The organism is Janthinobacterium aquaticum (genome assembly GCF_009208565.1).
Taxonomy (GTDB): domain Bacteria; phylum Pseudomonadota; class Gammaproteobacteria; order Burkholderiales; family Burkholderiaceae_D; genus Janthinobacterium.
In genome coordinates, this window is sequence record NZ_WFLK01000020.1 from 32,899 (window position 1) to 57,902 (window position 25,004).

The 25,004-nt window shown below is 62.3% G+C and carries 21 protein-coding genes; 13 read left to right on the forward strand and 8 right to left on the reverse strand.

Annotated elements, in window-relative coordinates:
* Positions 1-11: 11 nt before the first annotated feature.
* Positions 12-728, forward strand: coding sequence for a hypothetical protein (locus GCM43_RS24400; RefSeq protein WP_152248473.1), 717 nt, complete (start codon positions 12-14; stop codon positions 726-728).
* Between the two features lie 233 nt (positions 729-961).
* Here the strand turns inward: GCM43_RS24400 and GCM43_RS24405 are convergent, their stop codons facing one another.
* Entirely contained in the window at positions 962-1,936 is a 975-nt protein-coding gene (locus GCM43_RS24405; RefSeq protein WP_152248474.1) for a ribonuclease Z, read from the reverse strand.
* Between the two features lie 122 nt (positions 1,937-2,058).
* On the opposite strand from GCM43_RS24405, the gene msbA reads away from it, so the two are divergent.
* Genes msbA through GCM43_RS24420 form a run of 3 tightly spaced genes read left to right on the forward strand, consistent with a single transcriptional unit; the run spans position 2,059 to position 5,493 of the window.
* On the forward strand, positions 2,059-3,885 hold the full coding sequence (gene msbA, locus GCM43_RS24410) for a lipid A export permease/ATP-binding protein MsbA (protein ID WP_152248491.1): 1,827 nt from the start codon (positions 2,059-2,061) through the stop codon (positions 3,883-3,885).
* Positions 3,882-4,973 (forward strand): toxin-antitoxin system YwqK family antitoxin, encoded by a 1,092-nt coding sequence (locus GCM43_RS24415; protein ID WP_152248475.1) that lies wholly within the window; start codon positions 3,882-3,884, stop codon positions 4,971-4,973. Before msbA ends, GCM43_RS24415 begins: the two co-directional genes overlap by 4 nt.
* 16 nt (positions 4,974-4,989) lie before the next feature.
* Positions 4,990-5,493 carry a MarR family winged helix-turn-helix transcriptional regulator gene (locus GCM43_RS24420; RefSeq protein WP_226929652.1) on the forward strand — a complete coding sequence of 168 codons (504 nt, stop codon included), beginning with the start codon at positions 4,990-4,992 and terminating at the stop codon, positions 5,491-5,493.
* Here GCM43_RS24420 and GCM43_RS24425 read toward each other — a convergent pair.
* Positions 5,483-6,826 (reverse strand): chloride channel protein, encoded by a 1,344-nt coding sequence (locus GCM43_RS24425; protein WP_152248476.1) that lies wholly within the window; start codon positions 6,824-6,826, stop codon positions 5,483-5,485. The two genes, GCM43_RS24420 and GCM43_RS24425, sit on opposite strands and share 11 nt — an antisense overlap.
* A 122-nt stretch (positions 6,827-6,948) precedes the next feature.
* Entirely contained in the window at positions 6,949-7,302 is a 354-nt protein-coding gene (locus tag GCM43_RS24430) for a YnfA family protein (protein WP_152248477.1), read from the reverse strand.
* Between the two features lie 96 nt (positions 7,303-7,398).
* Between GCM43_RS24430 and GCM43_RS24435 the strand changes: the two genes are divergently transcribed.
* Entirely contained in the window at positions 7,399-8,667 is a 1,269-nt protein-coding gene (locus GCM43_RS24435; protein ID WP_152248478.1) for a glycerate kinase type-2 family protein, read from the forward strand.
* Between the two features lie 126 nt (positions 8,668-8,793).
* Here GCM43_RS24435 and GCM43_RS24440 read toward each other — a convergent pair whose 3' ends face one another.
* Positions 8,794-9,807: a zinc-binding alcohol dehydrogenase family protein gene (locus tag GCM43_RS24440; protein WP_152248479.1), complete on the reverse strand. Its 1,014-nt coding sequence runs from the start codon at positions 9,805-9,807 to the stop codon at positions 8,794-8,796.
* A gap of 101 nt (positions 9,808-9,908) precedes the next feature.
* Here GCM43_RS24440 and GCM43_RS24445 point away from each other — a divergent pair, with 101 nt between their 5' ends.
* The 4 genes from GCM43_RS24445 to GCM43_RS24460 all read left to right on the forward strand — a co-directional run bounded on the left by GCM43_RS24445 (position 9,909) and on the right by GCM43_RS24460 (position 15,161).
* A complete protein-coding gene (locus tag GCM43_RS24445) occupies positions 9,909-10,814 on the forward strand; it encodes a LysR family transcriptional regulator (protein ID WP_152248480.1) in 906 nt (301 codons plus the stop codon).
* A 101-nt stretch (positions 10,815-10,915) separates the two neighbouring features.
* Positions 10,916-12,457 (forward strand): DUF1800 domain-containing protein, encoded by a 1,542-nt coding sequence (locus tag GCM43_RS24450; RefSeq protein WP_152248481.1) that lies wholly within the window; start codon positions 10,916-10,918, stop codon positions 12,455-12,457.
* Positions 12,458-12,472: 15 nt separating this feature from the next.
* Positions 12,473-13,663, forward strand: a complete 1,191-nt coding sequence (locus GCM43_RS24455; RefSeq protein WP_152248482.1) for a DUF1501 domain-containing protein — start codon at positions 12,473-12,475, stop codon at positions 13,661-13,663.
* Positions 13,664-14,045: 382 nt separating this feature from the next.
* Complete coding sequence (locus GCM43_RS24460; RefSeq protein WP_152248483.1) at positions 14,046-15,161, forward strand: AI-2E family transporter; 1,116 nt, start codon at positions 14,046-14,048, stop codon at positions 15,159-15,161.
* Between the two features lie 79 nt (positions 15,162-15,240).
* Here GCM43_RS24460 and GCM43_RS24465 read toward each other — a convergent pair whose 3' ends face one another.
* Positions 15,241-15,465 carry a hypothetical protein gene (locus GCM43_RS24465; RefSeq protein WP_152248484.1) on the reverse strand — a complete coding sequence of 75 codons (225 nt, stop codon included), beginning with the start codon at positions 15,463-15,465 and terminating at the stop codon, positions 15,241-15,243.
* Between the two features lie 164 nt (positions 15,466-15,629).
* Between GCM43_RS24465 and GCM43_RS24470 the strand changes: the two genes are divergently transcribed.
* Genes GCM43_RS24470 through GCM43_RS24480 form a run of 3 tightly spaced genes read left to right on the forward strand, consistent with a single transcriptional unit; the run spans position 15,630 to position 18,116 of the window.
* Entirely contained in the window at positions 15,630-16,361 is a 732-nt protein-coding gene (locus GCM43_RS24470; RefSeq protein WP_319636973.1) for a phosphatase PAP2 family protein, read from the forward strand.
* 30 nt (positions 16,362-16,391) lie between these two features.
* Positions 16,392-17,297 carry a diacylglycerol/lipid kinase family protein gene (locus GCM43_RS24475; protein WP_264372678.1) on the forward strand — a complete coding sequence of 302 codons (906 nt, stop codon included), beginning with the start codon at positions 16,392-16,394 and terminating at the stop codon, positions 17,295-17,297.
* Positions 17,298-18,116: a metallophosphoesterase family protein gene (locus GCM43_RS24480; protein WP_152248486.1), complete on the forward strand. Its 819-nt coding sequence runs from the start codon at positions 17,298-17,300 to the stop codon at positions 18,114-18,116.
* Positions 18,117-18,126: 10 nt separating this feature from the next.
* Here GCM43_RS24480 and GCM43_RS24485 read toward each other — a convergent pair whose 3' ends face one another.
* The 3 genes from GCM43_RS24485 to GCM43_RS24495 form a co-directional block, all read right to left on the reverse strand.
* A complete protein-coding gene (locus tag GCM43_RS24485; RefSeq protein ID WP_319636974.1) occupies positions 18,127-19,746 on the reverse strand; it encodes a CehA/McbA family metallohydrolase domain-containing protein in 1,620 nt (539 codons plus the stop codon).
* A 73-nt stretch (positions 19,747-19,819) separates the two neighbouring features.
* Positions 19,820-21,211 (reverse strand): cardiolipin synthase, encoded by a 1,392-nt coding sequence (cls, locus tag GCM43_RS24490; protein WP_152248487.1) that lies wholly within the window; start codon positions 21,209-21,211, stop codon positions 19,820-19,822.
* Entirely contained in the window at positions 21,208-23,313 is a 2,106-nt protein-coding gene (locus GCM43_RS24495; RefSeq protein WP_152248488.1) for a site-specific recombinase, read from the reverse strand. The genes cls and GCM43_RS24495 overlap by 4 nt, the downstream gene beginning before the upstream one ends.
* A 328-nt stretch (positions 23,314-23,641) precedes the next feature.
* On the opposite strand from GCM43_RS24495, the gene GCM43_RS24500 reads away from it, so the two are divergent.
* Complete coding sequence (locus GCM43_RS24500; protein ID WP_193315736.1) at positions 23,642-24,745, forward strand: porin; 1,104 nt, start codon at positions 23,642-23,644, stop codon at positions 24,743-24,745.
* Positions 24,746-25,004: the final 259 nt, after the last annotated feature.

Consider the following 25,004-nt stretch of genomic DNA (forward strand, 5'->3'; position numbering starts at 1 on the left):
ACCAGCCAGTGGTGTATCGCGGCAAGTTGCGCCAGCTAAGCAATGTTCCCGATTTAAAATATTTCCTCATGAAAATAAATTTCAAACTAATACATGGCATCATTGTTATGTTTTTTGGCCTTTTAGCAAGTATGGCGAGTGCGGAAGTACGTTATATTGAAAATGTAGTCACTGTAAGTGGAAGAATTGATGCGGAGACCTACTCAAAGTTATCCGATTTTATTTTAAATGAGCCGGTTTCGACCATATTATTTAAGGATTCAGGCGGTGGATCATTTTCTGTGGGTCTTAAAATCGGAAAATTGATTTCCGAAAGGAAAGTTAAAACTATCGCCGAAGGAATATGTGCCTCTGCTTGCGCAATTGCATTTTTAGGTGGGGATATCAGAGAGTTTTCTTCAGTTCAGCATGATTCGGCCTTAATGTTTCATCCCGGGTTTGAGCGAACGAGCCAAATACCGGCCGAGGAGACAAAAGCAGTATTTTTTGCATGGATAGAGGAAAGGACCAAGCATTCATTTGCAGTTGATTTTGTTGCTGCAATGAATAAAATAACACAGCGCAAAGGAGGGGTTTATTTTCTTTCCCCGTTCCATGGCATAGCTTTAAGGGAGAGTACATCAGTATTTTTTTGCGAGGGGAGCGAAAAAAATATCAGCAATTGTGTAGGGCAGCGAGATACAAGTGCCGAGAAGATGTATATCGTTTCAGGAATTGAATCGAACTGAATTTCTTGGTGATGGCTCAATAAAATGATGGCAGGACGTTTTTCAAGTCAGGTGCACTATTTTTGAGAAAGTTGATTAATTTAACTCCTGTAAATTAGTTTCCTTGAAAATCAAAAAATTACATACGAACGCCGAGCGAAAAGGCGACTAAAACTGTGCTCCCTGGGCCGCCCTGGCCGACAATGTACCGGGACTTGACCTGAGCAATGTTCCCGGCCATTTTGTCGGATACTTCACTTCTGGCTGGCGCGCAGCGTCAGCCCACCTTCGGCATCGAGTTCATAGGTATCGAAGTCGCGCGCCAGGTACAGTGTGCCATGATAGAACTGGCGCGCCTCAGCGGCCAGCTCGGCCATGCCTTCGGCGTGGTGGTAGCGGGCGCTGAAATGGGTGAGAATCAGATTGGGTAGCGCGGCTTGAGCGGCAAACTGCGCCACGCGCTGCACTGAGCTGTGGGTGGGGCCGGGACCGACTTTTTGCAGCATCGCTTCGGTATAGGTGGCCTCGTGCACCAGCAGCTGCGCGCCGGCGCAGGCGTCGGCCAGCAGCGCTGGCGTATCGTTGTCGCCGCCGATTACCACTACCGCACGCTCCGTCTGCACCTGGCGGAAGTCACTGGCGGCAAGCACGCGGCCATCCATGAGTGTCACGTCCTTACCCGCATGCAACTGGCCCCAGGCCGGGCCGGACGGCACGCCGTGCGCCAGCAGGGCGTGCTTGTCGAGCTGCCATTTGCTGTTTTCCACTTCAAAGCGGTAGGCCACGCTTGGCGCGCGGTGCGACAGCGCATGGCGGGTAATGCGCAGGCTATGCAGCCCCGGTCGCTCGTGCACCAGGTCGGTGCTGTCGACATCGATATGGATCAGCGGATAGGTGAGAAACAGTTCCGTATGCAGCAAGGTTGCATCCAGCCACGCCTTGATGGCGGCTGGCGCGATCAAAATCAGCGGCTTGGTGCGGCCTGTCATCGAGGCGCTGGCCAGCAGGCCCGGCAGGCCGTAACTATGGTCGCCATGCACGTGCGTGATGCAGATGCCCTCCAGATCATGCACGCTGTAGGGCACGCGCTGCAAGCGGTGCTGGGTCGCTTCGCCGCAGTCGACCATCCACCACTGGCGGCCCGGGCCAGTGTGCACGATCAGCGAAGTCACATTGCGGTAGCGGGTGGGCACGCCCGATGAGGTGCCCAGAAAAGTCAGGTTCAGCATGCCCGCATTATGCGCTCTGGCGTGCGCGCGCACCAGCGCGGGGCAAAGGTTGGTGCAAACGTTTCACATGCCGGGACGCCACACGCGTTAAAATCATGTTTTCTTATTTTTTCCGCCACCGCATGCAGCAAAATCGTCAACTGTTCCGCCGCCTTATCAGTCAGTTTCTCCGCCATGGCGGTATCATGGTGGGCACTTTGCTGGCCGTGGGCGTGGCGTCGGCCACCGATGTGTTGCTGATACGCCAGCTGCAAAGCGTGGTGGACGCCATGCGCGCCGGCGCCAGCGACCAGATGGTGCCGACCGCCGGCTTCATGGGCATGCTGCAGGGCTGGGTCGACCGCTTTTTGCCGGCGCAGGCCGGGCAGGTCGACCTGTGGGTGATTCCGGCCACCATCCTGGCGCTGGCCGTGCTGCGCATGGTGTCGAGCTTTTCCGGTGATTACGGCGCGGTCTGGCTGTCGACGCGCGTGCAGGCCGATTTGCGCGAACAGATGTTTGCCACCATTATGCGCCTGCCCAGCCGCTTTTTCGACACCACCACTACCAGCCTGACGCAGTCGCGCGTGGCCTTTGACGCCAGCCAGGTGTCGCAGGCGGGCCTGAACGTGCTCAATGTGTTCGTGCGCGATTCGGTGGCCACCATCGGTTACCTGGTGCTGCTGTTCAGCATCGACGTCAAGCTGGCGCTGTTCTGCATGGCCACCATGCCGATTATCGCCATTATCGTCACGCTGGCCGGACGGCGCATGCGCCACCTGAGCAAGAGTTCGCAGCAGGCCGTTGGCGAACTGACTTCGGTACTCGATGAAAGCATCGCCGGCCAGCGCGTGGTGAAAATTTTCGGCGGCCAGGACTATGAACATGCGCGCTTTGTCGACGTGGTCAAGCGCAACCGTCAGCTGGCCGTCAAGCATGCGGCCACCTCGGCCATGAACTCGGGCATTATCATGATGCTGGTTGGCGTGACGCTGTCATCGGTGATTTACTTTGCCTTGCTGCGTGCGCAAAGCGGCGCCATTACCCCGGGCGCGTTTGTGGCCTTTATGGGCGCGCTGATGGCGATGCAGTCGCCGATCAAGAACCTGACCAAGATCAACGAGCCGCTGCAGCGCGGCCTGGCGGCGGCCGAGTCGGTATTCAGTCTGATCGATACGCCGGTCGAGCCCGATCCGGGCGCGGCTGTTCCGGCCAAGGTGGCCGGCAACCTGACCTTGCAGAACGTGCAGTTCCGCTACAACACGGAAGACCCTGATGCGCCGGTCGCGCTGAACAATATCTCGCTCAGTATTGCTGCTGGTGAAACCGTGGCGCTGGTGGGCGGCTCGGGCGGCGGCAAGACCACGTTGCTGGGCCTGCTGCCACGCTTTTATGATGTGACTGGCGGCCAGATTTTGCTCGACGGCGTCGATGTACGCGACTACCAGCTGCTGGCGCTGCGCCGCCAGTTTGCGCTGGTCAGCCAGGACGTGATTCTGTTTAACGATACGGTGGCGGCCAATATCGCCTATGGCGACCCGCAACCGGACCAGGCGCGCATCGAGGCGGCCGCACGCGCCGCCTACGCGCATGATTTCATTATGCAGATGCCGCAAGGCTACGCCACCCCGGCCGGCCAGAACGGTTCGCGCTTTTCCGGCGGCCAGCGCCAGCGCCTGGCCATTGCGCGCGCGCTGTATAAAGATGCACCGATTTTGCTGCTTGATGAAGCGACCAGCGCGCTCGATACCGAGTCCGAGCGCCAGGTGCAGGCCGCGCTGGAAGTACTGATGCGTAACCGCACCACCATCGTTATTGCGCACCGCCTGTCGACCATTGAAAGCGCCGACCGCATCGTGGTGATGCATGGCGGCCAGCTGGTTGAAGCGGGCAGCCATGCCGCCCTGCTGCAGCAGGGCGGCGCCTATGCGCGGCTGCATGAAAGCCAGACCACGCGCCAGCCCCTATGAAGCAAGCAGTTGTACGCCCGCTGCTGGCGCTGTTGCTGGCCATGCCGCTGCATGGCTCGGCGCAAATGAAAGAGCTGCCTATGTATCTGAACGAAGACTATGTTGCCAGCGACGCTGGCAACGCCAGCTATGCGCTGCGCACCCCGCCGGTGCGCGACGACAAGCTGGGCGCCTGGCATGTGCTGCTGGAGTTTGCCGACCAGCCTGGCCGGGTGGCGATGGAAAGCTGGACTACCGACCTCGATCTGTCGCAGGCGAAGTTCGTGCATCTGCGCCGCTGGTATTTTGAAAATGGCCAGCTGGCGCGCGAAGTGCAGCTCGATCGTGATGGTCAACAGCGCCCTGGCAACGCCAGCGTCTCGTATTACCCGAACGGGCAACTCAAGCAGCGCGTGACGCCGGAAGGCCAGGGCAACAGCGTGCACGAGAGTTGGCACGAGAACGGCCAACTGATGAACCGGCTGCGTTACCACGGCGAGCAGATGGCCGATGGCGAAGTGATCGCGTACGGCCCTACTGGCAAGGTCAGCAGCCGCTCGCATCTGCGCGGCGGCAAGCTCCATGGTCTGTGGGAAGTGTTTCACCAGGACGGTTCGCTGTACCAGCGCGCCCACTATGTCGATGACCGGATGGACGGCGAGTTTGTGTCTTACGCGCCTGATGGCAGCTTGCGCGCCCGGACGATCTGGCGCAAAGGCGAACCCGACGGCTGGTCGTTCGAGAGCCATGACAATGGCGTAGTGGCGCAAAAGGTGCTGTTCCAGAACGGCGCCATGCTGAGCGTGCAGAAATGGGGCCGCAATGGCCAGCCTGGCGTGGCCTGGCAGCGTGACGCGCAGGGCCGCGAGCAGGGCGATGTGATCGAATGGTATGAAAACGGCCAGCGCGCCAGCGTGATTGCCTATCTCGATGGCCAGCGCCATGGCTTGACGCAAACCTGGTACAAGGATGGCCAGCTGCAGCAGGTGGTGCCTTACCAGCATGGCATCAAGCATGGCGTCGAGCGCGCCTGGGGGCCGGACGGCAGGCAGACCATGGAACAGCAGTGGCGCAACGGCGAGCCGGTGGGCAACGCTACGGGCGCGTGACGTTTTACAGGAGACGATGGTGGCACAGGATGTGATGACCGATGAACAGGATCTGGCCAGGGCGCAAAGCCTGGCCCTGCAAAACATGCGCGTGGTAATGCGTGCTGCGCAGCGCCATTCGACGCAGATTGAAAAGCAGTGCGGCGTGTCTGGCGCGCAATTGTGGGTGATGCAGGAGCTGTTCGAGCAGCCTGGCCTGCGCCTGGGGGCGCTGGCTGGCAAGATGTCGATCCACCAGACCACGGCCAGCAACCTGGTCGATGCGCTGGTGAAGAAATCCTATGTGAACAAGGCACGCGACCAGCCCGACCAGCGCGTGGTGACGCTGACCCTGACCGAAGCAGGCCAGGCGGTGCTGGCGCTGGCGCCGCAGCCGGCGCGCGGCCTGCTGCCCAGCGCGCTGTCGCGCCTGGACGGCGACAGCATCGCCCAGCTCAATGCCGGCCTGGCTGCCTTGCTGGCCGTGGTGGCGCCAGGCGACACGCAGGCGGGACTGCAGCCGTTCGGCTTTACGATGTAGTTGCCAAGGTAGCGGTAGCTGGCAGGCGCTTTAACTGCAGCTGCGCCAGCGCCGAATACAGCGGCTCGCTCAAGACCCGCGAGACGGTACTGGCAACTACCGCGCAGGCCATCAGGCTCAAAACCATGCCGTGGCCGTCGACCATTTCCATCACAATAATAAACGCCGTCAGCGGCGCCTGGGTGGCGGCGGCCAGGAAGCCGACCATGCCCAGTGCGATCAGCGCCGGCGCATGCGGGTAGTGCAGCAGCAGCGCTATGTCGTGGCCGATGCCGGCGCCGATCGCCAGCGACGGCGCAAAGATGCCGGCCGGTGCACCCGACCAGACCGTCAGCCAGGTGGCCACGTATTTGAAGCCGACAAAGGCGGCTGGCACATCGGCCGAGCCTTCAAGCATGGCGCGCGTGGCCACCGTGCCGCTGCCGAAGGTGGCGCCGTGGCTGGCAATACCGATGGCGGCTACCAGCAAACCGCAGACGGCGGCAAACAGCACCGGCCGGCCATGGCGCCACGCCGACAGTTTTCCCAGCGGATTGCCGCGCGCCGAGGCCAGCAGCAAGCGTGCAAACAGGCCGCCAGCCACGCCGGCCACCAGCGTCACCAGCAGGCCGGGCAGGGCCAGTGGCAGGCCGATGGGGCCGGGGTGGATCACGCCGAAGTGGGTAGCGTTGCCGTGGATCGACACGGCCATCATGCCGGCCAGCACGATGCCGGCCACGATCAGGCCGCTGTTGCGCTGTTCGGGCGAACGCGACAGTTCTTCGATGGCAAACATCACGCCAGCCAGCGGCGTATTGAAGGCCGCTGCAATCCCGGCGGCGCCACCGGCCACCAGCAACGAGTGGGCGCTGACCGTGCTGCGGCGCGGCAGCCAGCGGCGCGCAAACAGCATCACGCCGGCGGCAATCTGCACCGACGGGCCTTCGCGTCCCAGCGACAGTCCACCCAGCATGCCGCCAGCCGTCAGGCCTATCTTGGCAATGCTGAGTTTGAGGGAAACAAACAGCGAGCGCTGCGCTGGCGCCACTGCCGGGTCCAGCGTGGCCATCACTTGCGGAATACCGGAGCCGGCTGCACCGACGGCGTAGCGGCGCGTCAGCCAGACAATCAGGGCGGCGCAGGCCGGCGTCCACAGCAGCGGCAGCCACCAGGCTTTGCCGTTGAGGTGCAGGAACAGGTCGAGCGCAGTCTCGGCCAGCCAGGTGAACCCAACCACCACCAGTCCGGCCACGGCGGCCATGCCGACCACCACTGCACGCGTCCACCACAGATGTGGGTCGGCAAACTCCTGCCGGAAGGCGGAGGCGATATGGTGCTCGTGATGGTGGTTCATTGCGGCAAATCCTGGAGAGGGCGCATGGCGTCGGGAAGATAGCCATTATATTGGATAAGTGCACAACATATTTGCGCAAATGTATCCAATGGTTACATGGCTAACTTATAAACAACAGTCGCTTATGCTGCTTTGTGCCCCAGGGCAATCACCGCAGCGCCCGCCAGCGCCAGGCCGACGCCGGCCATGTCGGTCCAGGCCAGCGTCACGCCGTCGACCAGCCACAGCCAGCCCAGCGCGGTAGCGATATAGATGGCGCCATAGGTGGCGTAGACGCGCCCGCTGGCGGCCGGATGCAAGGTCAGCAGCCAGACAAATACCAGCAGGCTGAGCGCGGCGGGCAGCAGCAGCCAGGCGCTGCCCTTGTTGCTCAGCCAAAGCATCGGCAGGTAGCAGCCCAGCAACTCAGCCACGGCCGTGACGGCAAACAGGCCGAAAGCGCGGGCCAGCTGTGCCCATTCAATGGTGGTTTGCATGCAGGAGTCCGTTGATATCGTGCCGGCATTGTAGCGCGGGGCTGCGCATACGTGGTCGCTGCTGGTAGCATGGTCGCAGACAACAAGGAGACCGCCATGCACGCCGATACGCCGCCACGCGATTTGCTGACAGCCATGTTTGACGCTGCCATCGAAGCAGCCCAACCTAGCCATTGCATTCCACCCCATTTGCCGCCGGCGCCGCGCGGGCGCCTGATCGTCATTGGCGCTGGCAAGGCTTCGGCTGCCATGGCGCAGGCGCTTGAGCAGCACTGGCCGGGGCCGCTGTCAGGGCTGGTGGTCACGCGCTATGGCTATGCGGTGCCGTGCCAGCGCATCGAGATTGTCGAAGCTGCCCATCCCGTGCCGGATCAGGCGGGCATGGACGCCGCGCAGCGCATGCTGGCGCTGCTTGAAGGCTTGCGTGCCGATGACACCGTACTGTGCCTGATTTCGGGCGGCGGCTCGGCGTTGCTGGCGCTGCCCTTGCCGGGCGTCACGCTGGCCGACAAGCAGGCACTGAACCGCGCGTTGCTGGCATCGGGCGCCACCATCGGCGAAATGAATTGCGTGCGCCGCCATTTGTCGGCGGTCAAAGGGGGAAGGCTGGCGGCGGCCTGCCATCCGGCGCAGGTGGTGACGCTGGCCATCTCGGATGTGCCGGGCGACAAGCTTGGCGATATTGCGTCCGGTCCCACCGTGGCCGACGCCACCACCTGCGACGATGCGTTGGCCATCGTGCGCCGCTATGGCATCACCCTGCCGGCCAGTCTGCGCGAGGTGCTTGAAAGCGGGCGCGGCGAATCGGTCAAGCCGGGCGACCCACGCCTGGCGCGTGCGCAAACGACGCTGATTGCCACGCCGCAAATGGCGCTGGAGGCGGCCGCAGCCGTGGCGCGCGCAGCCGGCGTGACGCCGTATATCCTCGGTGACAGTATCGAGGGCGAAGCGCGCGAGGTGGGCAAGGTAATGGCCGGCATGGCCTTGCAGGCAGCGCGGCGCGGCCAGCCGTTTGCCGCGCCGTGCGTGTTGCTGTCGGGCGGTGAAACCACCGTCACCGTGCGCGGCAGCGGGCGCGGCGGGCGCAATGTGGAGTTTTTGCTGTCGCTGGGCATCGCGCTCGATGGCGAAGCGGGCGTGCATGCGCTGGCCGGCGACACCGACGGCGTGGACGGCCAGGAAGACATCGCCGGCGCCACGCTGTCGCCCGACACCCTGCAGCGCGCCTGGTCGCTGGGCCTGCGCCCGCGCGACAGCCTCGACAACAACGACGGCCACGGTTTTTTCCAGGCGCTCGGCGACAGCGTGGTGACGGGGCCGACGTTGACCAATGTCAATGATTTCAGGGCGGTGCTGGTGCTTTGAAAGACCCGGTGGCGTAGGTCGGATTAGGCCCTCCGGGCCGTAATCCGACAACACCGCTGACGCCAACAATGTTGTCGGATTACGGCCCCACGGGCCTGCGCGGCGCGGCCTAATCCGACCTACGCCTTAAAATCCTTGCAGCACAATCTTGCCCTTGGCGCTATTGCTTTCCAGTAGCGCGTGGGCGCGCTTGAGGTTGGTGGCGTCGATCTTGCCGAAGCGCTCGGCCACCGTGGTTTTGATGATGCCGGCGTCGACCAGGCGGGCCAGTTCATCGAGCAGTTCGTGCTGCTTGATCATGTCCGGCGTCTGGAACAGCGAGCGGGTAAACATCAGTTCCCAGTGCAGCGAGACGCTCTTGCCCTTGAGTTTGCGCACATCGATCTGCTCGGGATCGTCGATCAGCGCGAACTTGCCTTGCGGCGCGATCAGTTCGACGATCTGGTCGAAATGGCGGTCGGTCTGGTTCAGGCTGATTACATAGTCGACCGGCGGCAGGCCCAGGCGCTTGATCTCGCCGGCCAGCGGGGCGCTATGGTCGATTACATGGTGCGCACCGAGTTCGCGCACCCAGTCGGCCGTTTCGGGGCGCGACGCGGTGCCGATAATGGTGAGACCGGTCAGCTGGCGCGCCAGCTGCACCAGGATCGAGCCGACGCCGCCGGCTGCGCCGATTACCAGCAGCGACTTGGCCGGCGCATCGTGGTTACGGCTGACCTGCAGGCGCTCGAACAACAGCTCCCAGGCGGTAATGGCGGTCAGCGGCAAGGCGGCCGCCGGTGCAAAGTCGAGGCTGGCCGGCATATGGCCGACAATGCGCTCGTCGACCAGCTGGAACTCGCTGTTGCTGCCGGGGCGGTTGATGGCGCCGGCGTACCAGACCTTGTCGCCCACCTTGAACAGGGTCACATCGGGCCCGACGGCGGCCACTACGCCGGCTGCGTCCCAGCCCAGTACTTCGGGCAGGCCTTCTTTCGGCGCGCGGTTCTTGCGCACCTTGGTGTCGACCGGGTTGACGGAGATGGCCTTGACTTCAACGAGCAGGTCGCGCCCGCTGGCCACCGGCTTGGGCAGTTCGATATCGAGCAGGGCGTTGTCGTCGGTAATGGGCAGGCTGTGATGGTAGGCAATGGCTTTCATGAAGGCTCCTTGGTTAGGCTGGGTGATAACGTATGATGCAGCTTGTGCAGCCCGATAAACAGCGGGCGCCTGGCGAAACACTTTCAAAGGAATCTTGAAAATTGCTGCGACTCGATGATCTGCAGGTCTTTGTGCGCACGGCCGATCGCGGCAGCTTGTCGGCGGCGGCGCGCGAGCTGGGCATTTCACCGGCGCTGGCCAGTGCCGCCGTCAAGCGGCTCGAAGCAACATTGGGCTTGCGCCTGCTGGCGCGCACCACGCGCTCGCTGAACCTGACGGCCGAAGGTGCGCAATATCTGGAACATGCGCGCGAGGCGCTGCGGTTGCTGCGCACCGGTCATGAAGCGTTGCTGGCTGGCAGGGACAGTTTCGGTGGAACCTTGAAAATTGCCATGCCATCGGATCTGGGCCGCAATCTGATGCTGGGCTGGCTCGACACCTTCCAGCAGCGCTACCCGAAGTTGCAATACCAGTTGAGCGTCAGCGACCGCCTGGCCGATATGGTGCGCCAGCAGGTCGATATTGCCATCCGCTATGGGCAGCAGGATGATTCCTCGCTGATCGCCATGCCGCTGGCGCCGGCCAATGACCGCGTGCTGGTGGCGTCGCCCGGCTACCTGGCGCAGCACGGCCCGCTGCGCTCGCTGGAAGATTTGCAGCAGCATAACTGCCTGTGCTTTGCGCTGGAAGACGGGCTGCATGACCGCTGGACGTTTTATCGTTTGCCGCAGCGCGAACAGGTCACGCTGCAGGTCAGCGGCAACCGCTGCGCCGACGATGCCGACCTGGTGCGGCGCTGGGCCGTGGCCGGCCTGGGCATCGCTTATAAATCCCGGCTCGACCTGTGGCCGGACCTGGCCGCCGGCCGCTTGCAGCCGCTGTTGCCGGAGGTGGCGGGCGAGGCTGCGCCGCTGCATCTGGTGTGCATGCACCGCGCCCAGGTCACGCCGCTGGTGCTGCAGCTGCGCGACTTTCTGCGCGAACAGTGTGCCGCCTTGTCCGTCTGAGTCGGCTGAGGTGGCGATACATTTGCTTGCAAATGGCAATGTTGTGCGCAGCAGCATGGGGGTAAGCTCGGCACTTCGGATGAACTTGCCTGAGGATCGCCATGCCACAGCTGCTTCCTTCCCTGCTGACCGCCGCCTTGCTGGCCTGCGCCATGCTGAGCGGCTGCGCCGCGGTTGCCGTCAAGCCTGAACACAGTGAGCCGGCCAGCCGGCAAAGCATCGCCATGCTCGAGCGTGTGACCTGGGGCATCAGTGGTGCCAGCGTGCGCCAGATGCAATCGCAGGGCTGGCAGCGTTATCTGCACGATCAGTTGCATCCTGGCAAGGCCGTGTTGCCGACGGAAGTCCAGGCGCAGATCGACGCCATGACCATCAGCCAGACGCCGATGGCGCAACTGGTAACGGCCATGGAACAGCGCCGCAAGGACGCCGCTGCGGTGATGGACGATGGCGCCAAGCAGCAGGCGCAAAAAGACTATCAGCAGGAACTGAACCGCCTGGCGCGCGAAGCGGCCACCCGTTCGCTATTGCTCGACGTCTATTCGCCAAACCAGCTGCAGCAGCAGATGAGCTGGTTCTGGCTCAACCATTTCAGCGTGCACCAGGGCAAGCATAACCTGCGCGCCATGGTGGGCGACTATGAGGCCAATGCCATTGCACCGCATGCGCTGGGCAAGTTCCGCGACCTGCTGGCCGCCACCGTCCATCATCCGGCCATGCTGCGCTATCTGGACAATGAGGCCAATGCCGCCAAACGCATCAATGAAAACTATGCGCGTGAGTTGATGGAGCTGCATACGCTGGGCGTGGGCGGCGGCTACAGCCAGCAGGACGTGCAGGAGCTGGCGCGCATCCTGACCGGCGTGGGTGTGAATCTGGGTAGCGAGACGCCGAAGGTCAAGCCGGCCCTGCAGGACCAGTACGTGCGGCGCGGCTTGTTCGAGTTCAATCCGAACCGCCATGATTATGGCGACAAGCAGTTTCTTGGCCAGCCCATCAAGGGGCGCGGCCTGGCTGAGCTCGATGAAGCGCTTGACCGCCTGAGCCGCAGTCCGGCCACCGCGCGCTTTATCAGCGGCAAGCTGGCGCAGTATTTTGTGGGCGACAATCCACCGCCCGATCTGGTGGCGCAAATGGCGCAGACGTTCGAGCGCAGCGACGGCATGATTGCCGACGTGCTGCAGACCATGTTTGCCAGCGAACAGTTCAAGCAGACGCTGGGCCGCAAGTTCAAGGACCCTATGCATTATGTGGTGTCGGCCGTGCGCCTGGCCTATGACGACAAACCGATCCTGAACGCCGGCCCGATGCTGGGCTGGCTTTCGCGCATGGGCCAGCCGCTGTATGGCCGCCAGACGCCGGACGGCTACGCGCTGGCCGATACGGCCTGGGCCAGCCCCGGCCAGATGAACACGCGCTTTGAAATCGCCCGCACCATCGGCTCGGGCAGCGCCGGCCTGTTCAAGACCGAAGATGGGCAAGCGAAGGAAAAGCCGGCTTTTCCGCAGCTGGCCAGCGCCCTGTATTTCCAGGCGCTGCAGCCGACCCTGAGCGCCGCCACCCGCCAGGCGCTCGATCAGGCGGCCTCGCCGCAGGAATGGAACACCTTTTTGCTGTCGTCGCCGGAAATGATGCACCGCTAACTGCGAAGGAATACCATGAAACGCCGAGACCTGCTGAAAGCGCTGGCCGCCGCGCCGCTATTGAGCCATGTCGGTACGCTGCTTGCTGCACCTGCAACCGACGCCAGGCTGCTGTTCGTGTTCCTGCGCGGTGGCTATGACGCCAACAACCTGCTGGTGCCGACCGGCAGCGATTTTTACTATGCGTCGCGGCCCAATATCGCCATCCCGAAGCCGGGCCAGGAAAACGGCGCGCTGGCGCTCGATGCCGACTGGGCGCTGCATCCGGCCCTGCGCGACAGTATCTATCCGATGTACCAGCGCGGCGAGGCGGCTTTTGTGCCGTTTGCCGGCACCAATGACCTCACGCGCAGCCATTTCGAGACGCAAGATACGATCGAGCTGGGCCAGGCGCTGGAAGGGCGGCGCGATTTCCGCTCGGGCTTCCTGAACCGGCTGGTGCACAGTCTGAATGGTGACCGCACGCAGCTGGCGATGGCCTTTACCGACCAGCTGCCCTTGATTTTCCAGGGCAGCGCGCAGGTGCCCAACATGGCGCTGCGCTCGGTGGGCAAGGCCGGTATCGACGCGCGCCAGAGCCGCATTATCAGCGCCATGTATGCCGGCACGCCGCTGCAGCAGCCGGTGAAAGAGGGCTTTGTGGTGCGCGATGATGTGGCCAAAGGCCTGATCGGCGAGATGGCCAGCGCCAACCGCAACGCCATCAGCAGCAAGGGCTTCGAGCTCGAGGCGCAGCGCATCGCCCGCCTGATGCAGGACAAATACAATATCGGCTTTGTCGATGTGGGCGGCTGGGACACGCATGTGGGGCAGGGCGCAGCGCAGGGTTACCTGGCCGGGCGCTTCGAGGAGCTGGGGCGCGGCCTGGCCGCGTTTGCGCAGGAAATGGGCGACGAATGGCGCAATACGCTGGTGGTGGTGGTCAGCGAATTTGGCCGCACCTTCCGTGAAAACGGCAACCGCGGCACCGACCACGGCCACGCCAGCGTGTACTGGGTACTTGGCGGCGGGTTGCGCGGCAAGCAGGTGCTTGGTGAACAACTGGCGCTGACGCAGGCCAATCTGTTCCAGAACCGCGACATGCCGGTGCTCAATGAATACCGCGCCGTGCTGGGCGGCCTGCTGCAGCGCACCTTCAGCCTGAGCCCGGCACAGCTGCAGCAGGTGTTTGCCGGCGTCAAGCCGGTCGACTTGCGGCTGGTTTGAGGGTTTTGCAACGCTGCTAACATGATGCGGCGCACGGTAGGTCGGATTAGCCTGGCACAGCCAGGCGTAATCCGACAACACCATAAGCGTCAACAATGTTGTCGGATTACGGCCCGAAGGGCCTAATCCGACCTACGCTGGTTTAGGTATTTTGCAATGCCTTTAACGTTATCTCGAGCGCGTGGTAGGCTGTGGGTTTGGTGCGAGCGGCGTCGTAGGTCGGATTAGCCGGGCCGCGCAGGCGTAGCGTAATCCGACGAATCAGCTGCGAAGATGTTGTCGGATTACGCCGTTCCGGCTAATCCGACCTACGTGTTTTCAGCAGTTTCCCTTGATTTGCCGGCATCAGGGTTCGACCCCTAAACGAATTAAATGGAGCGGTATGAGCGATACCCAGCGCGATATGGTTGGCGCCGGCTTTTCCCTGGCCCTGATCGGGCTGGCGGCGTTTGTGATGCAGCGGTTTTTTTTGCCGCTGGTGTGGGCGAGTATCCTGTGCGTGGCGACCTGGCCGCTGTTTTTGCGCATGCGCGCGGCGCTGGGCCAGCGTACGCTGCTGGCGTCGGCCTTGCTGACCGGCCTGTTTGCCTGCCTGTTTATCATTCCCGTGCTGCTGGCCGTTACCCAGGCGGCGCGCGAGGTGCCGGTGCTGGCCAACTTTCTGATGCGGGCCAATACCGAGGGCCTGCCGGTGCCGGCCTGGATATCGACCATACCGCTGGCCGGCAACAGCATTGATGACTGGTGGCAAGCCACGCTGAGCCAGCCGCACGGCCTCGCCCATTTGCTGGCCGGCAGCGCTGCCGGCGGCTTTCATTCTGCGCGCGACATGCTTAAAATCCTCGGCGCCGACATGGCGCACCGGCTGGTCGACTTCGGCCTGGCCTTTTTGTGCCTGTTTTTCTTCTACAAGGATGGCGAAGCGCTGACGCGCCAGATCGGGCGCATCGGCAGCAACTACCTGCGCCCCGAGCGCTGGGGCCGTTATGCACAGAAAGTGCCGACCTCGATCCGCGCCACCGTCAACGGCCTGGTGCTGGTCGGCCTGGGCGAAGGCGTGCTGATCGGCATCGCCTACGCGATTGCCGGCCTGCCGTCACCGGTGCTGTGGGCGTTTGCCACGGGCATACTGGCCATTATTCCGTTTGGCGCGCCGCTGGCCTACGTCTGCGCGGCCGCCGTGCTGGTGGTGCAGGGCAGCCTGGCGGGCGCCGTTGGTGTGGCGGTGTGGGGTACTTTGGTGCTGGCGGTGGCCGATCACCTGATACGCCCCGGCATCATCGGCAACGCGACCCGTCTGCCGTTTCTGGCCGTACTGTTCGGTATTCTGGGCGGCGTGGAAACGCTGGGCCTGGTGGGCCTGTTTATCGGCCCGGTGGTGATGGTGCTGTTTGTGACCTTGTGGCATGAGGCCTATGGCTGCTCCCCCGTGCCGGCAGAAGCCGCCAGCCTTGACGCAACACCTGCCAGCCAGGCCACGGCGCCACGGGCACAGTAATGAGGGGTTGGCCAGGCATTGCCTGGCCAGTACTGTGTTCCGCAAGCAGCCGTGGCCGGCCAGGAACTATCGCCAGTTCCTAGTGCGCCTTGGACAGGATCAGCAGCCAGCGGCGCAGCAGCAGCACTTCAACATAGCCGGGCTCGACACCCGTGCCGCACTCGATCAAGGGATTGACTGCGTAGTAACGCTTGCGAAAGTCACGGCAGACGAGGATTTCGCGCTTGCCCATGCGCAGCAGGAAGGAGCTAGGTGCATACTCCAGACCGAAACGTGGGCCAAAACCGCTATTCAATGTTGCCATGACAATTCCTTTGAGGGAGATGTGTTGAACGAGTCATCAGAATAGCACAACTACTGTATGAAAACACAGTTACTGTACGAATAAACAGTATTTTTCCGCTGATGTGGTTTTTTCATCAGTGGTTCTCAAACCAGGGAGTTTTCAGTTTGCAGCAAAAAAATGACATGGGAATGACCCACGGCCTGCTGGGCAAGCTGCGCCGTTTTATCGAAGCGCGCCTGTCGCCCGAGGGCGAACTGGGCCTGCATATGACGGTGGGCGTGGCGTTGATGCTGGTCGCCATCGTGGTCTTCCACGAGCTTGCCGAGGCCGTCATGGGAGCCGAACAGATCACGGTGATCGACCTGCAGGTGGCCAACTGGTTCAATCAAAACGCCGTGCCGTGGATCACCAGCTGCCTGCTGGTGATCACGCATATACATGGGGTGATCGGCGCCATTACGCTGGCCTGCCTGTTCGCCTGGTATCTGCATCGCCGGAGGGCGCATTACTGGCTGTTAACACTGGTGATCACCATGCCGGGCGTCATGATTCTGAACGTCCTGCTAAAGTATGTTTTCGGACGCGCGCGCCCCAGTTTCGAGACGCCGCTGCTGCAGGCGCTCAGCACCTACAGCTTTCCCAGCGGCCATACGGCCACCGCCACGGCGCTGTATGGCATCCTGGGCGCCTACCTGGTGTGCCAGACGCAGCCAGGCCAGTGGAGCCGGCGCGTCGCCATCGTGGCGGGCGCTTTCCTGATGGCGGTGCTGGTTGGTTTCAGCCGCATCTACCTGGGCGCGCATTATCTGAGCGATGTGCTGGCGGCGATGGCGGAAAGCTGTGGCTGGCTGGCGATCTGCATTGCGGGCGTATCGACCCTGCGCCGGCGCAGGGCGGTGCGGCAAGACCAATAAAAAAAGGGGAGTATCCTGGGCGCCAACAAGATCGCAGTGATTATCAATGCCGGTGCCGGCTGCGGTTATGCATCGGACTGGGCGCAGCAGCTTGAAGTGAGCTTTGCCGGCGTCGGCCTCGATGCCGATATCACGCTCGCTGCCAGCGGCGAGGAAATGATTGCCACGGCGCAGGCTGCCGTCAAGCGCGGCGCGCCGATCGTGGTCGCTGGCGGCGGCGACGGTACCATCAATGCGGTCGCCTCGGTGGTGGTGGGCAGCGGCGTGCATTTCGGCGTGCTGCCGCTGGGCACGCTCAACCACTTTGCCAAGGACCTCGCTATTCCGCTCGAGCTCGAAGCGGCGATTGCCAACGTGGCCACCGGCACGCCGGTCAAGGTCGATGTGGGCGAAGTGAACGGGCGCATCTTTCTCAATAACTCCAGTTTGGGCCTGTACCCCGATATCGTGCGCGACCGCGAAAAGCAGCAACGTCGCCTGGGACGCGGCAAATGGCTGGCGTTCAGCTGGGCGCTGGTGGCGGCGCTGCGCCGCTACCCGTTTCTCAATGTGCAGCTCAAGCTCAACGACAAAGTGCATGCGCGGCGTACGCCGTTCGTGTTTATCGGCAATAACGAATACCTGATGGAGGGCTTGAATATCGGCGAGCGCGAGCGCCTCGATGGCGGCAAGCTGAGCTTGTACGTGGCTCAGCGTCCGGGCCGGTGGGGCCTGTTGCGCCTGGCGCTGCATGCGCTGTTTGGCAAGCTCAGCCAGGCTAGGGATTTCGATGTGCTGACCACTGATGACATGGAAATCGCCACCCGCCACCGCCGCCTGCGCGTGGCCACCGATGGCGAAGTCACCGTCATGAATACACCGCTGCATTATCGCCTGCGCGCTGCCGCGCTGGACGTGATTGTTCCCTTACCCATTACAACCCCAACGGAGGCCTGAATGCGCACCATCGTCCATCTTTCAGACCTGCATTTTGGCAAGGTCGACCAGCAATTGCTGGCGCCCTTGCGCAAGCTGGTCGACCAGCTCGAACCCCACGTGGTGGTGGTCTCGGGCGACCTGACGCAGCGCGCGCGCAGCGCCGAATTCAAGGACGCGCGCGGTTTTCTCGATCATCTGCCGGGGCCGCAAATTATCGTGCCTGGCAACCATGACGTGCCGCTGTATAACATCTTCAGCCGCTTCCTGACGCCGCTGGTCAAGTACCAGCGCTATGTGACCGACGATCTGTCGCCCGAATACATCGATGATGAAGTCGCTGTGCTGGGCATTAATACGGCGCGCTCGCTGACGTTCAAGGACGGGCGCATCAGCCATGAGCAGATTGCCGCGCTGCGCGCGCGCCTGGCAGCCTTGCCCGAAGGGCTCACGCGGATTATCGTCACGCATCATCCGTTCGACTTGCCCGAGAATTTCGACAAGGACGACCTGGTCGACCGCGCGCCGCAGGCACTGCAGATGTTTTCCGAATGCGGCGTGGACCTGCTGCTGGCCGGCCACCTGCATGCTAGCGTGGCCGGCAACACCTCGCGGCGCTACAAGATCGACGGCTATGCCGCGCTGATGGTGCAGGCGGGCACGGCCACCTCCACGCGCGGACGCGGCGAATCGAACTCCTTCAATGTGCTCAAAGTGGAGAACAGCGCGATCCGCGTCGAGCGCTACAGCTGGAATGAGGAGCGTGCCGACTTCGAGAAAGTCAGCACCGAAGCGTTCGAGCGGCGCGGCGGGGTCTGGGCCAGCACGCGGCCGCTCTAGCTGGCAGCGCCTAGCGCACCGTCACGAACACCGGGTTGGAGTAAAACCACAGGCTGCGGTAGTTGCGGTCATTGATGTCGTTGAAGCGCTGGGCGTTATCGACGGTCGAGGTGCGCTGGTCGGCCAGCGGCTCGCCGTTCTGCGTCAGGCCGGCCACGTCCGTACCCAGATTGGTGCCGCGCAGGCGGAAATACTGGTTCTTGCTGGCCGTGGTCTCGAACGTCACACGGTAATAGCCTTCGGCATCGACCTTCCAGTCGGCGCTGGTAAAGCGCTTCACCACACGCGTGCTGCTGTTGGTGTCGACGGCATAGGCGCTGCTGCCCGGCGTGGCGCGCGCGCCCACGTCGCCGACGATCAGGTCGACATGGTCGACTACCGGCTTGACGCTGGCGCCCAAGCCGCTGTCGACCGGCTTCTCATAGTTGTTTTTGGCAGGGCTCTTGAAACGGATGGTGACAGTGATCTTCTCGCCGCTGGCGACCGCCAGTTCGTCGCCCATGCCCTTGCGCGTGCTGTTGGCAACCAGGTTGAAGTCGAGCGCATTGATCAGGTCGCCATACACGGAAAACATCTTGCCCGAACGCAGGCCCTGCAGCAGATCCTTGGCCGTCGGCGTGCCTTGCGCGCTGTTGAATACATAGTTTTTCGCGTATTCGCCAGGGAAGTAGCCGCTGCTGTTGGCGCCGACTATCTTGAAGTGGGTGTCCGAATCGGTCAGGTTCCAGATGCGCCGGCCTTCACCCAGCAGCGCGTCCCAGGTGCCGCCGAGCTTGGCGACGATCTGGTCCACGCCGCCATAGGTGCGCAGGGCCGCGTTGTCCGGCGTATAGGCAGCCGTGTAGCCGCCGCGGTCCGGCTCCATCTGGTTGCCGACCATGCCTTCAATGGCGAACATGATGTTGGGCGCCAGGTCGTGGAAGCTGCGCAGGTCGGCAATGGTGTAGCTGCCCTTGTTGCGCGACGGATGGTTGATCACCGCGTAGCTGGTCTCGGGGTAGTTGGTTTTCAGCCAGGCAATCGCCTTGAGCGCATCGTCGGCGCTGGCGTTGTAGCGCGCTGCGCCATATTTGGCTTTCCAGGCGGCCACGTCGGCCGCATCGAACATCGATGCGTCGCGGTTGGTAAAAAGGTACTCGAATTCCTTCATGCCGCGCGTGCTGGTAGCGAGCTTGTCGGTGCCCTCGAACAGGCCCACGCCGATATGGTCGTGGGTCGGCATATCCCATTCGAAGCCCGAGAAAATCAGCTTGTTGGCATAGGTGCCGCCCGCCTGCAGCGCTTGCACGCGCGCGATTTCATAGCGCTCGGCGCCGAGCGACATCGGGATGGAGGCCGGCAGCGTCACGCCTTTTTCATCGCGGGTCGATACGCGCAGATGGTTGGAGATGGCCATCCAGTCCAGGCCGTAGGTGGTAAAGGCCTTGCTGAGAATTTTGTCGAGCGTCTGGCTGGCATCGGCGTCGGCCGACTGGGTGGTATGGGTGTGCAGGTCGCCGGCGATCCAGCGGCCGCCCTCTGGTGGAGGCGTGGTGTCGCTGCCGCCGCAGGCGGCAACGCCGGCCAGCACGAGGGCAATGGCAGCTGGAATCATCAGAAGGCGTGGGGTCAGTTTCTTGTTCAACATCATGGTGGCATCAAGGCGTGGCTGGAAAGGCCTGCACGATAACAATTATCTGTTACGCCCTGATGACAACCAGTCTTTACAACCAGTAGTGCATGAACTGCGCCGCCCATTCCTTCATGCGGTCGGCCCACGGCCGCGACTCCCATTTGGCCTTGGTGATTTCTTCGGAATCGCGCAGGTCTTCCTGGAACGCATTTTCCATTTCACGGCCAAAGGCGTCGCCCAGCACCACCACGTTCAGTTCGCTGTTATGCATAAAGCTGCGCATGTCGATATTGGTCGAACCCACGGTCGACCAGGCGCCGTCGATCACGGCGGTCTTGGCATGCAGCACCGCCAGCTTCAGGTGAAAAATGCGCACGCCGCCGGCCAGCAGTTCGTCGTACAGCGCATGGCCGGCATGGAACACCAGGCCGCTGTCGGACACGCCGGGCAGCACCACCTTCACATCGACGCCGCGTTTGGCGGCCGCGACCAGGGCATCGACCGTCTGCTTGTCCGGCACGAAATAGGCCGAGGTGATATGGATCGATTTTTTTGCTTCCTGGATCGCCAGGATATAGGCCTTGTAGATTTCAAAGTCGCCGCCCGGTTCGCTGGCCACTACCCGCACCAGCTTGTCGCCCACATCGGTGAGCGGCGGGAAGTAGTTGGCATCGGGCAGGTCGGCCCGGTCCTGCTGCGCCCAGGTACGGATAAACAGCCATTGAAAGGCAGCGGCGGCTGGGCCTTCGACTTTCACGTGCGTATCGCGCCAGCCCACATCGCTCTTGTCGGACGGCTTGGCTTTGGAGCGGAACAGCGAGCTTTTCGAGTAAGTGTTGCTGATATTGATGCCGCCCGTAAAGGCCATCTTGCCGTCGACAATCAGCACCTTGCGATGGTCGCGGTTATTGATTTTCCATTCATCGCCCTTGAGCTTGGCCGGGTTGACCGGATTGAACGCCACCAGGTGGATGCCGGCCGCGCGCATGCGGTCAAAGAAGGCCTGCGGCACGCCGATGGTGCCCACGCTGTCGTAGATGATATTGACCGTGACGCCGGACTGCTGCTTTTCAATCAGCGCATCGGCAAACTTCAGCCCCATCGGGTCCTGGTCGAAGATATAGGTTTCCAGGTTGATGGTGCTTTTCGCCTCGCTGATGGCCTTGAGCATTTCTTTCATGGTCTGCGGGCCGTCGAACAGCAGCGTGACCTTGTTACCCTTGATCAGCGGCACGCCGGTGGCTGCTTCTTCCAGCGCGGCCTGGGTTTTCAGGTCCATGCCGGACTTGGCCCAGCGCTTGTTGAGCAGCGCGGCGCGGCTGTTGACGCTCAATAGCGCCCCTTTGCCGGTAACCACTTTGGGAACTGCCGCCGGTTCAAGCTCGTTGTTGAGATTCTTGACATCCGGCAGCGCGGCGCATGCAGCCAGCGTCCAGCACAGCAGAATGGCAGTGAGGTAAGGTTGCATGCGCCGCGCGTTCATTTTGTACCTTTGGGCAGTGGGGCGCCGGATTCATCTTCCAGCGCCATGGGTGGCGGGTTTTTGGACCCGAAGAAAAACAGGATCGGCGAGCGGATAAAACGCTTGCCCAGTATCTTCAACAGTTGCAGGCCGTGCTTGAAACGCACCTGGCGCGAACGCAAGGCCACCCACAGTGCCAGGCCGAAGCTGACCAAGAGGTTGGCCGTACCGATGGCAAAGATGCCGGCCAGCGATTTGACAGCCAACTGCCAGCTCATGTGATGGTCGAGGCCGACCAGCGCGGTGGCAAAGTTCGCTGCCGAGAACGTGATATGGCGGATATCGATCGGCAGGCCGATCAGGAAACCCAGCGTGCCGATGGTGCCCAGCAAAATGCCGAAATAGAAGTTACCCATCAGGCCGCCCAGATTGTTTTCCATATACAGGCCCAGGCGCACCAGCCGCTCCTGCCCGATCACGCGGCCCAGGCCGCGCAGCTGCGCGATGCGCTGCGCCCAGCGCGTGTAGAGCGCCTGGTTGTCGTAATAGCCTGAAATCAAGCCTGCCACGAACAGGCACACGCCGGCAATCATGGCGTAGAAAATCGCTGGCGTGCCGATCGGATCGATATCGTGCAGCAGGTGCATGGCTTTTTCGGGCGTGACCAGGTGGTGGCCGGTAATGGCCTTGTAGCCCAGTGCAATCAGCCAGGCGGTGGGAATGGCGGTGGCAATATTGCCCAGCACTGCCATGTTTTGCGTGCGAAATACCTTGTTGATCAGCTCGGCCATGCTGTCCAAGTCGATATTGCGCCCGTCCTTGCTGTGCAGGCCGGCCGCAATGCGCGAAGCCGTCATGGCCGGCTGCTTGGTGGCCACCGTAAAGTGCAGCAGATGGATAAACATGAAGCCGATCGAGTAATTCATGCTGAACATGAACGCCTCGACCAGCGGCGCCGAACGCAGATACGACATCAGGATCTTGAACATGGCCATAAAGCCGATGATCACGCCGGCGCCGGCCGAGGACAGGAACATGGCGCCCATCTCGCGCCGGTTTTCCGCAATGTAGTGCTCGCCGGTGCGGCTGGCGTTTTCCGTGACATTGCGCGCCAGCAGGTTGATATTGTCCGAAAACAGGTCGCTGACCCTGTACTTGTGGTTGTGTGCGCGTATCAGTTCGAGCGCCAGCGCCACCCCGCCTGCGCGGCGCAGTGTCGAGGCCTGCGTGGCGGCAGCCTGGGTTGCCGGGTCGCTGGCCAGCACGGCCAGGCTGGCCGGATCGGCGGCCGGCAGTTCGCCGCTGATATCGACCAGGAACAGCAGCTTGCGCAGGCGCTCGATGCTTTGCGCCAGCGCCACCAGCAGATACGTCAGCGCAATACTGGTGCCCTGGTACAGCGCTTTCTTGCGAATCTTGGCAATCACCGCGTCGCACTGGTCGAGCATCACCAAGAGGTGGCGCGCATCTTCGATATGTTCGGTTTCGCCCTGCAACAGGCCGGCGTAGGCGTCGAGGTAGGCGTTCACTTCCATGTTCTGCACCATGAATGGCGACTGGAACACTTCGATTTCGCTGTGAAAGCGCGTCAGTTCCGGTTCCAGCCCCATCGCGCAGACGCGGTAGGACAGGGTACGGATGGCGTCGAGCACGCCGGGCAGCATGATATTGCCGTCGCCCACGGCCAGCTCGATCGGGTCGCGGGCGATCACGTCAAACAGATCCAGCCACTCGGCGGCGGGCACATTGCTGATCCACAGATAATCGGTTTCCAGGTACAGCACCTGGTCGAGCGCATCGTTCAGGTATTCATCGCCCAGTGCGGGCGGCAGCAGGCGATAGGCAATGCGGCGTTTGAGTTCGGTAAAAAAGCCGCTGTTCGACAGCACGCCGATATCGGTGTACAGGCTGGCGTGGCGGCGCGCAGCCAGTACGCGCAGCAGGTATTCATGCAGGGCGCGGGTCTGGCCGGGATTGCCCTGCAGCAGTTGGCGCAGCGTGCGCACGTTGGCCACCGCAGTGGCCGTGTCCTGCGGACGTTTGGGACGCAGTGAATTGAACAGTTCGACCAGCAGGTCGATATTGCTGGTGTACGGATCAATGCGTTCGAGGATAGCAAGCATGCAAGAAAAACGGGCGGGCCGCTGTCTGTAAAACCCGTAGTGTAACCGGTGCAACAGATCATGCAACGTTAGGCAGCGAACCCATTGCGATGAGAATGTTGTGCTCGCTACCGTTTGTTGTTTTGCAATCAGCTTTAACTAAAGGCAACTTGGCGACTGTTGTTTGCCGGTCTGAAACCCTCAAAAAAAATGTCGAGCATTTGCTTTGTGTTGTACATTGCACAGAACGCACCGCATTAAAAGCGATAAGGTAACACCAGCTCTGGCGCCAGGCGCCTTGGCTACTGGCGGCAGTGACATGCCGATTTTTGTTACCGGGATACTGATCATGAAAACCTCGTTGATTGCGCTGGTAGTAACGGGCATGGCGCCTTTCACGGTGTGCATGGCCGAGCAGAATGTGCCGGAAGGTGGTGGCAGCAGCGGCACCACCGTGTATGGCGTGCTCGACGCCGGTATCGTCGGCGAGCGCGGCTGCGCCGCCAACTGCGCCGCTACCCGTGTCTCAGGCGGCGTGGCCTCGGGTTCGCGCCTGGGGCTGCAGGGGCGCGAGGCGCTGGGCAATCAGGTCGCTGCCGTGTATGGACTGGAAGCGGGCATTGAAAACGATACCGGCCGTTCCGAAGACGGACGCCTGTTCGGCCGCCAGGCCTATGTGGGCCTCGACAGTCGGCTCGGCGCGCTGACGCTGGGGCGCCAGTACAATCTGCAATACCAGGCCCTGACCGATGTGGCCGACCCGTTCCAGGGCGGCATGGCCGGCAGCGCCAGCAATCTTGCCGGCTACAGCGTCAAGCGCTACGACAACACCATCAAATATGCATCGCCTGCGCTGCGTGGCGTGTCGGCTGCCGCCATCTACAGCTTCGGCGAATCACCTTACAGCCGCGCGCAGAACCGCGCCTATGGCGCCACGCTTGGCTATTCGTCCGGCATGCTCAATGTCAGCGTCTCGCACCAGCGCAAGAATAATCTGATCCTGGCCAGCGGCACGCTGCCGGCGATCGACATGTCAGCGCGCAATACACTGATTGCCGCCAATCTCGATATGGGCGTGGCTACCGCGTTTGCCGCCGTGGGCATGAACAAGGGCTATGGCAGCTCGCCATGGGACCCCAGCAATGACTACAGCTCGCTGGCGCTGTCGATGTCGTCGTCCGACAGCCGCGATTCGCTGCTGGGCCTGGCCGTGCCGGTGGGCGCCTTCCGCGTGCTGGCCTCATACGTGCGCAAGGACGACCGCGACCTGGCCAACCGCGACGCCAGCCAGATGGCGCTGGGCGTCACCTATTCGCTGTCCAGACGCAGCGATTTTTATGCCTCCTACGCCAAGATCCACAACAAGAACGGCGCGCGCTATACCGTGGGCAATGCCAGCGACAGTGGGCGCGGGGATGCGGCGTTCAATCTCGGCTTTCGCCACGGGTTTTAACCAGGTAGGTCGGATTAGCGCGTCGCGCGTAATCCGACAACATTGTTGGAAAATTTGTCGGATTACGCCGCTTCGCGGCTGGCAGCGACGCCATCAGGCGCTGGTGGTGTTGTCGGATTACGGCCCGAAGGGCCTAATCCGACCTTGTATTATTCCTCTCATGCGGTTGATGGTGTTGCGAACAACATTAACCGCTGTCAAAATTCTTGGTAGGCATATCAAGACCGGGTAACTGGATGCTGTATCCGCCCTTAGGCTC